Below are 6830 nucleotides of genomic sequence, written 5' to 3'. Positions count from 1 at the left end.
TCCACGGTTGCGGCCGCTGGCGTACCGCTGCGTAGACAGGTCTACTCGTGCTAGCTCAAAACGTGAGGTGGTTGTTTAACCTGAGCCGTGAGCGAAGCTGGACGACCTCCCCGCGGGAGAGTCGGACTTCTAAGCGGCCGGAGAGGGTTCTCGGAAAGCCTCTCTCCGGGGTTGCCATCAAATCGCGACTCCAGATCGCGTCAGCGTGACGGAATCGCTTTTTTAAACTCCGCTGCCACCGTCCAGCCCGGATTGCCGGTCGGGGCATATCGATAGGCCCCGGTGTCACGCGTGTCGCCGCGTGGCGTGCCGTTGAAATCGTCTTGTGGGACGAATTGTGGATCCGCGCTGCCGATGCATTTCGATCCGGCTTGCGGGAAGAACCCTATGATTGCGGTGGTGTTGGATCGTGAGATGATTTCAGCCGCTTGTGGAATCCGTTGTTCGCCGCTGACGGCATTGTTGGCGACCACCACCGGACCGCTGAATTGTTGGGGCGCGATGATTCGAATGGCGCGGTCATTAATGATCGTGTTGTGTACCAGTTGCAGTCGACCAACGTTGGCGTTTTGATGGTTGCGGCTGTAGATCCCAAATCCCTTGACATCGTAGATGATGTTGTTGCGTACGACTGCGTCGCTGGCCGCTTGGATCCCGTGGTCGGCGCTATCCCAAATCACGTTTCGTTCGATGATGTTCGCCGCTTTTCCACCGCTGCTGTAGACGATGATTCCAGGATAACCGGTGCTATGGATCACATTGTCACGAACAAAATTGCCATAGCATCCGTCTTTCAATTCGATGCCGTCTCCTTGGCTGACGTTGCTGCCGCGCAAATCGTGGATGTAGTTGTTCTCAATCACCGAATTGAAAATGTAGCCGTTGATGCGACCATCTGCGGTGTTGTTAGATCCTAAATAGAACCCTTCGCCATGACCGCCGGTATGGTGAATGTGGTTGCGACGAAACGTCAGCGATTCATAGATTTGGCCGGCCGCGTTTGCGGTCACGGCGACCCCATTGATGTGATGGATGTGCAGGTCTTCCAGTGTGATGAACTTGGCCGGATGATCGTCGCTGCCACTGATGCGAATCCCGGAATCTCCGCCGGTGATTTCGATGCCGCGTAGAACCAGGAATTGGCAACCGACCAAATTGATCGAGTTCTGTCGCGCATCGGGACGTTTGAAAACAACCTGTTGACCCGTAGCCGCACGAATGATGATGGGTGCATCGGCTGTTCCTCGCAGACTGATTGTCAGCAATCTACGGTCCGAATACGTCCCCGCCGCCAACACGATCTGGTCACCCGGATCGACCGCGTCGCCAGCGAGCACCTCAAACCAATTCGAATCCGGGCTTAACAAAATCTGTTTCGCAGCCGCTTGCGTGACGGACAAGAGAGTCCCCACGGCAGCGAATAAGTAGATCGCAGGAAAGCAAATGCGGAACATCAAAATTCTCGGTCGGTGCAACGGCCAACAAACCAAATCAAGTTCACCGGCGTAGAAACGTTTCGCCGGACAGTTAATAAGTGAAGCGTGGGAAACCGATCGCAGCCAGGGAACGCTACAGATGAACGATTCACAGAGCGATGGCGAACAGCCGACGAAGTACCGCGCACAAATGAGCCGCTTCGTGGCGGTCGGTTTGCTGCTGTGGACGATTCTAGCCGATTGGTTGATCTATCGAACTCACGGCTATGCCGGGCCGGCAGTGTTTTCCGCTTTGATGCCGCTGTTCTTTCTTTGCAAACGGGGTGGGGGCTCGCCGCAGGGCGATGCAGCGGCAATCGTTTCCGATCGTCGCTGGATGGGGACGGCAAAGTGGGTGTGCGCCATTCTTCTGATTGCCACGTCGATTCGACTCGCGTTCAACGGCAATCTGTTTGTGGTGTGGTCGGCGATGCTGATGACGTTCGCGTTGGCACTCGTTGCCTCGGGCGTTTTTCCCTGGGCGCTGGAAACGATCGCGATGTCCGTTCGGTGCTTCTTGGACGGTCTGGCCTGGATTTACAGACATCGCTTGCCGACGCTCGGTCGATCTCGAATCAACGATGCCGGCGGCGTGCCAATGTCGACGACACTGACTTGGTTGATGCCCGTTCTGGCGAGCGTTGTTTTTGGCGGCATCTTTGTCTTAGCCAATCCCAATTTGATCGACCTGGTTTCCAATCAATGGAATCGGCTGGCGACGTGGACCTGGCAATGGGCCAGCCGCTTGGACGCCATCGAGATTCCCTTTTGTGTATTTGCGTTGATCGTTGGCGCCGGGTTGCTGTTTCCACACCTCGGACGCAAGCGAATTGGTGGCACCGATCCCGAGTTTCGTTCTCAACCGAGTGTTCATTCGCTGTTGTATGCGGCGTCTCGCAACACGCTGGTTTGCTTGGTCGTGTTGTTCACCGTGTACTTGGTGTTTGAATTCAAAACGCTGTGGAAGCATGAATTCCCCACCGGGTTTTATTATGCCGGCTACGCCCATCAAGGCGCTGCGTGGTTGACCGCCGCGCTGGCGCTTGCCACTGGTTTGTTGTCGCTTATTTTTCGCGGCAGCATGCTTCATGATCCTCGCTTGGGGCGATTGAAATGGCTGGCATGGTGTTGGTCGGCCACCAATTTCTTACTGGCTGTCGCGGTGTTCAACCGATTGGCGATCTATGTGGGATACAACGGTCTGACCGCGATGCGGTTGGTCGGTTTCTTTGGCATCAGTGTGGTGGTGATCGGTTTTGTGTTGGTGTTGGTCAAAATTGCTTGGCACAAGGGGTTCTGGTGGCTGATGCGGACGCAACTGACTGCGCTGCTGATGTGTGTGATCGCATTCACTTTATTTCCAGTGGATTGGGTCACCCACCGCTACAACGTGTTTCAGGTCAATCAAGGCTACTTACCGCCAGCGGTGATGATCGCAGTCAAACCCTCCGATGATTCGGGTTACTTGCCGATGATCGAAGTCGTCGATCATCCCGACGACATCATCCGCGAAGGTGTCCGCGCCATGCTGGCCCATCGCCAGCTCTCTATCGAAGAACGCACCGGGGCGTCGCCTTGGCATTGGACCCGCTACCAAGCCGCAACCGCGATGCTGTATCGACGAATGGCCCAGCACGAATCAAGTTGGCAGATATACCGCGACAATCCTGACGCCCGCGTCGAGGCGATCAACCGCTTTGAGAGCTACGCGATGCAGTGGTATTAGTGAAAGTGGGGTAAGCTTCCAGCTTGCCATCACCACACCGGGTGAATCGCAAGCTGGAAGCCTACGCCACGAATTATCGACCCGAAACTCAAATACGGACCACTCGCCCCCCGGGCGGCCTTAAAAACGATGATTCAGGATACGCCTTTGACTCTCAGCCAAGATCTAATAAAATACCCATGTGGCTTTCCAATCGAATGCCACTGCCCGCCCCCGACACGACGGTCCTGGAGGTGGTTGCCGGCCCCCGATTTTCGGGACACGCCCAACCGACCGACCCGCTTTCGCCGCACTTGTGCGTGAGGGTTCCTGATTCTCAAGCCTCTTTTGGAGCGAAACGATGTCTGTAATTGGTTTCACCGTTGATCCGGTGGCTCGTCTGTTTGCGATCGGTTTTCCCGGCATGCCGGAAATGTTGATCGTGCTGTTCCTCGCCTTGTTGCTGTTCGGGGGCGCCAAACTGCCCGGATTGATGCGCAATCTCGGTCGCAGTGCCAACGAGTTTAAACGTGGCATGGGCGAATCCGGCGACGACGAAGAATTGTCCGACAAAAAGTCGGACGAGTTATAAGATGTTTGGGCTCAGTCCCTTCGAAATGATGGTGATCGGGGTGATCGCAGTCGTCTTGTTCGGCGGCAATCTTCCCGATGTCGCGCGCAAGGCCGGTGGCATGTACCGTGAATTTCGTAGTCGTCTCAATGACGTTCAGCGCGAGTTTCGTGCTGCGGAATACGAAGCGACACGTGCGTTCAATACCGACACGCCCGCCAGCAGTGATCGTGATGACGATGACGATGAACCGTCAGAACCCGTCGCGCCTAAATTCACGCCCCCATCCTAGTGCCCTCTGGCGCTCCATCTTCTCTGCACACGCGGGCGATTCTCGCCCGCTGGCCGAATCATCACATCGCGATCCGCGGGCGGTTCTCGCTACAAAAGAAACCCACGGACAAGCCGAGATCGGTTGCCGGCAGTTGTTCTAAATAAAATCCCAACTGCAGCCACCGACAAGCATCGACGGGAAGAATGATTGGTGTGCTCCCCAATAAAATGCTTGTAGAGCTCGGCTTGATCCGCGGTGAATAAAATAGCAAGCTCACATCAGTACGCCGGCCGACCGCCATCCGGATTCATCAAAACACATCCAATCTGCGCGCCAAGCCTGCTTCCGCAGCGACCTTTCATCGTGGCGGATTCAGACGTCGTCGGCTGCGGCCTCGCTGGCTTTGTCGTCGCTGATGATCGCCACTTTGCCGTGCGGTTGTGGCGTCTGGGGGCCGCGTTCGATAGTGATCACGGTGTTAAGCGGCGAATCGCTGGGCGGCACCTCGATCAATTGGCTGACACCACCACGGTCGACCTGCAGTGGCGTCCCAGATAGCCAGTGACCGTCTGCATCGCCAAACCAGAACACGTATTGTTCACCCGTGGACAGTGTCGGCAGACCACTCAAATACAAATGAATCTGGGCTGCAAACGAATCAAACACGATCAGACCGCATTGCCGCTGCGGCTGTTCGACGTGGCGCAGCGAGACGGTTCGCAGGTCGGACGGATCACCGAACTCGCCGTTTGTTGCATTTTCGCCCGGGCCCCTCAATCCGCCACCTCCTGATTGTGCCACGATCGAATTGTCTCGCGTTCCAAACCCCAAAATTTCCAAATCGGGATTGGCTGCCATGCGAATCATGCTGGTCACCAGGAATCCGGCAGCCACCGCCACCAACAGTCCGGCAATCGGCTTCCAGCCGAATCCCAGCTCGTCACGTCGCTGCTCGTGACGTCGCCCCTGGCTGTCTCGATCCGTTGGCGACGGCTGGGCAGTGGGCGCGGCCGACCGGTGCGCGTTGTCGGCGATCCGATTCTGAATGCCCTGCCAAACCTGTGCGCCAGCGTCTTTTAGATCAGCGGTTGGCGACGCGGTCGTTTCGTTCGCGGCTTCGGCGATTAAAAATCCGACCGTGTCGGACAGTTCGGCAAACTGTTGGTTGCAGCGAGCGCAGCCCGAGCCTAGATGCTGCGAGATTTCCGCTTCGGCATCGTCGTCAAGTTCACCCAACAGAAACTGTGGGAATCGATTCTGGCATTCTTTGCACTGCATGGATTACACCTCGGTTCGTTCAACCACACCGGTCGCCTTGAGGCACTCACTGACGCGGATCAGTCCGCGACGGACACGTGATTTGACCGTTCCAATCGGCAAATCAAGTGTTTCGGCAATCTCGCGATGAGATTGTGATTCAAAAAACGCCAGCTCCAAAACCGTCCGAAACTCTACCGGCAACGAATCCAAGATCGTTCGCACCAGTTTGCGTCGGTCGTTTGATTCGGCGTGGGCGGCCGGATCGAGCGTGCGTTGTTTCTGCGACGCGGCGGCTTTCAGGTCGATTTCAGCGGACTCCTGATTTTGGGCGCGTCTGGCGGTTTGGCGCAATCGGTCTTTGGCCCGGCTGCGTGCCAGTAAGCATAGATAAGTACGAAGCGAACCACGCTGCGGATGAAACCGTTGTGGAAAATTCCAAAGTTCCACGAAGACGATCTCGGAAACCTCCTGGGCGTCGGCAGATTGCCGGCACTGGTGCATGCAGATCCGGAAAACGGTCTCAAAATGCTGGTCAAATACCTCACGCATCGCTTGGTCCTCCCCGGCGGCGACGCGTCGGACCAAGTCGCGATCGAGCAACAACTGCGGTGACAGTGGGGCTGAATCAGCGGATTCTTTGTCGCTCATGGTGACAGCCCCGCCTGTGGTTCGACCGGGGCTCTGTCTAGTTGCTCAGGCTTCGCCGGGCTGTCAGACCCTACTGGGGCACCGACCGCGGCACCGCGGGGCGCGACCGGCGGCCCCGCTTCGGTGATCGCTCCGGTGCGGAAAACACTGGTGGTCATCCAGCAATCTTCATACGGCGGGGCACTTTGTCGTCGCAAGATAAACCGGAAAACCGCAGGCATTTCGTAAGGGTGGATGATGGTTGCCATCACAGTGGCGTCGGCGTCGCGCACCAAAGCACGTCCGATCAGGCGTTGTTGGTGGTTCAGTAGCGGCAGGTAGGTCGGCGTCTGCAACATCGACGCGAACGATTGCACCGAACCGACAAACTCACGATTCGATGGCGCGGCAAATTGATAACACCACAAAAAGCCCTCAGGATTCTCGGCCACGCTCTGCAACGCTTCCAATTGGCGGGCAACCACCTGCTGTGGATCCAATTCCGGTGTCGGCTTATACCGCAGCGGAATCACCACCGGCGTTCGCACGCGACTGACAGCCAACGACAACGCCGCTCCAATCAGTAGCGCGGCGATGGTGAAAACGAGTGGCTTGCGCTGCATCGGTCAGGCGTAATGGGGGAAAAGACGAAAAGAGGAGTGGGAGCGGCAAAGTAGGTTGGCCAAATACACGTTGGAAAAACATTGTATTCGATGGCAAACAGGACGCTGCACCCATTTTGGGTGCACTTGCCTGAGCCAATTCCGCGAGGTATTGTGCAGCAAGAAGTGGAGTCGGTTCGCACGAATTGTTGTCAAACCGACCTGGCAGGCAACCCAAAAACACGGTTAGCCCCCCACCGAACGGGCGATTGGCTCAGTTGGTTAGAGCGCTGCTTTCACACGGCAGAGGTCACTG

The 6830-nt window shown here is 56.7% G+C and carries 7 protein-coding genes; 3 read left to right on the top strand and 4 right to left on the bottom strand.

What is annotated here, in order from left to right; genetic code table 11:
* Nucleotides 1–200 precede the first annotated feature (200 nt).
* Nucleotides 201–1454, bottom strand: coding sequence for a right-handed parallel beta-helix repeat-containing protein (locus NHH03_RS15640; RefSeq protein ID WP_253157779.1), 1254 nt, complete (start codon nucleotides 1452–1454; stop codon nucleotides 201–203).
* A gap of 121 nt (nucleotides 1455–1575) precedes the next feature.
* On the opposite strand from NHH03_RS15640, the gene NHH03_RS15635 reads away from it, so the two are divergent.
* The 3 genes from NHH03_RS15635 to NHH03_RS15625 all read left to right on the top strand — a co-directional run bounded on the left by NHH03_RS15635 (nucleotide 1576) and on the right by NHH03_RS15625 (nucleotide 4043).
* A complete protein-coding gene (locus NHH03_RS15635) occupies nucleotides 1576–3201 on the top strand; it encodes a DUF4153 domain-containing protein (RefSeq protein ID WP_253157778.1) in 1626 nt (541 codons plus the stop codon).
* Between the two features lie 340 nt (nucleotides 3202–3541).
* Nucleotides 3542–3772 carry a twin-arginine translocase TatA/TatE family subunit gene (locus NHH03_RS15630; RefSeq protein ID WP_253157776.1) on the top strand — a complete coding sequence of 77 codons (231 nt, stop codon included), beginning with the start codon at nucleotides 3542–3544 and terminating at the stop codon, nucleotides 3770–3772.
* Nucleotide 3773: 1 nt separating this feature from the next.
* On the top strand, nucleotides 3774–4043 hold the full coding sequence (locus NHH03_RS15625; RefSeq protein ID WP_253157775.1) for a Sec-independent protein translocase subunit TatA/TatB: 270 nt from the start codon (nucleotides 3774–3776) through the stop codon (nucleotides 4041–4043).
* A gap of 354 nt (nucleotides 4044–4397) precedes the next feature.
* On the opposite strand, the gene NHH03_RS15620 is transcribed toward NHH03_RS15625, so the two are convergent.
* From NHH03_RS15620 to NHH03_RS15610, 3 genes are read right to left on the bottom strand one after another with little or no spacing between them, the layout of a single operon-like run.
* On the bottom strand, nucleotides 4398–5303 hold the full coding sequence (locus NHH03_RS15620; protein WP_253157772.1) for an anti-sigma factor family protein: 906 nt from the start codon (nucleotides 5301–5303) through the stop codon (nucleotides 4398–4400).
* A gap of 3 nt (nucleotides 5304–5306) precedes the next feature.
* Nucleotides 5307–5933: a sigma-70 family RNA polymerase sigma factor gene (locus NHH03_RS15615; protein ID WP_253157769.1), complete on the bottom strand. Its 627-nt coding sequence runs from the start codon at nucleotides 5931–5933 to the stop codon at nucleotides 5307–5309.
* Nucleotides 5930–6535 carry a hypothetical protein gene (locus NHH03_RS15610; protein ID WP_253157764.1) on the bottom strand — a complete coding sequence of 202 codons (606 nt, stop codon included), beginning with the start codon at nucleotides 6533–6535 and terminating at the stop codon, nucleotides 5930–5932. The genes NHH03_RS15615 and NHH03_RS15610 overlap by 4 nt, the downstream gene beginning before the upstream one ends.
* Nucleotides 6536–6830: the final 295 nt, after the last annotated feature.

It is taken from the genome of Stieleria tagensis (genome assembly GCF_024129865.1).
Taxonomy (GTDB): Bacteria; Planctomycetota; Planctomycetia; order Pirellulales; family Pirellulaceae; genus Stieleria; species Stieleria tagensis.
This window is presented reverse-complemented; position numbering and strand designations above follow the sequence as displayed.

Coding starts and splice junctions, on each gene's coding strand:
- NHH03_RS15610 (WP_253157764.1), bottom strand. CDS start 6,535: ATGCAGCGCAAGCCACTCGTTTTCACCATCGCCGCGCTACTGATTGGA.
- NHH03_RS15615 (WP_253157769.1), bottom strand. CDS start 5,933: ATGAGCGACAAAGAATCCGCTGATTCAGCCCCACTGTCACCGCAGTTG.
- NHH03_RS15635 (WP_253157778.1), top strand. CDS start 1,576: ATGAACGATTCACAGAGCGATGGCGAACAGCCGACGAAGTACCGCGCA.
- NHH03_RS15625 (WP_253157775.1), top strand. CDS start 3,774: ATGTTTGGGCTCAGTCCCTTCGAAATGATGGTGATCGGGGTGATCGCA.
- NHH03_RS15630 (WP_253157776.1), top strand. CDS start 3,542: ATGTCTGTAATTGGTTTCACCGTTGATCCGGTGGCTCGTCTGTTTGCG.
- NHH03_RS15640 (WP_253157779.1), bottom strand. CDS start 1,454: ATGTTCCGCATTTGCTTTCCTGCGATCTACTTATTCGCTGCCGTGGGG.
- NHH03_RS15620 (WP_253157772.1), bottom strand. CDS start 5,303: ATGCAGTGCAAAGAATGCCAGAATCGATTCCCACAGTTTCTGTTGGGT.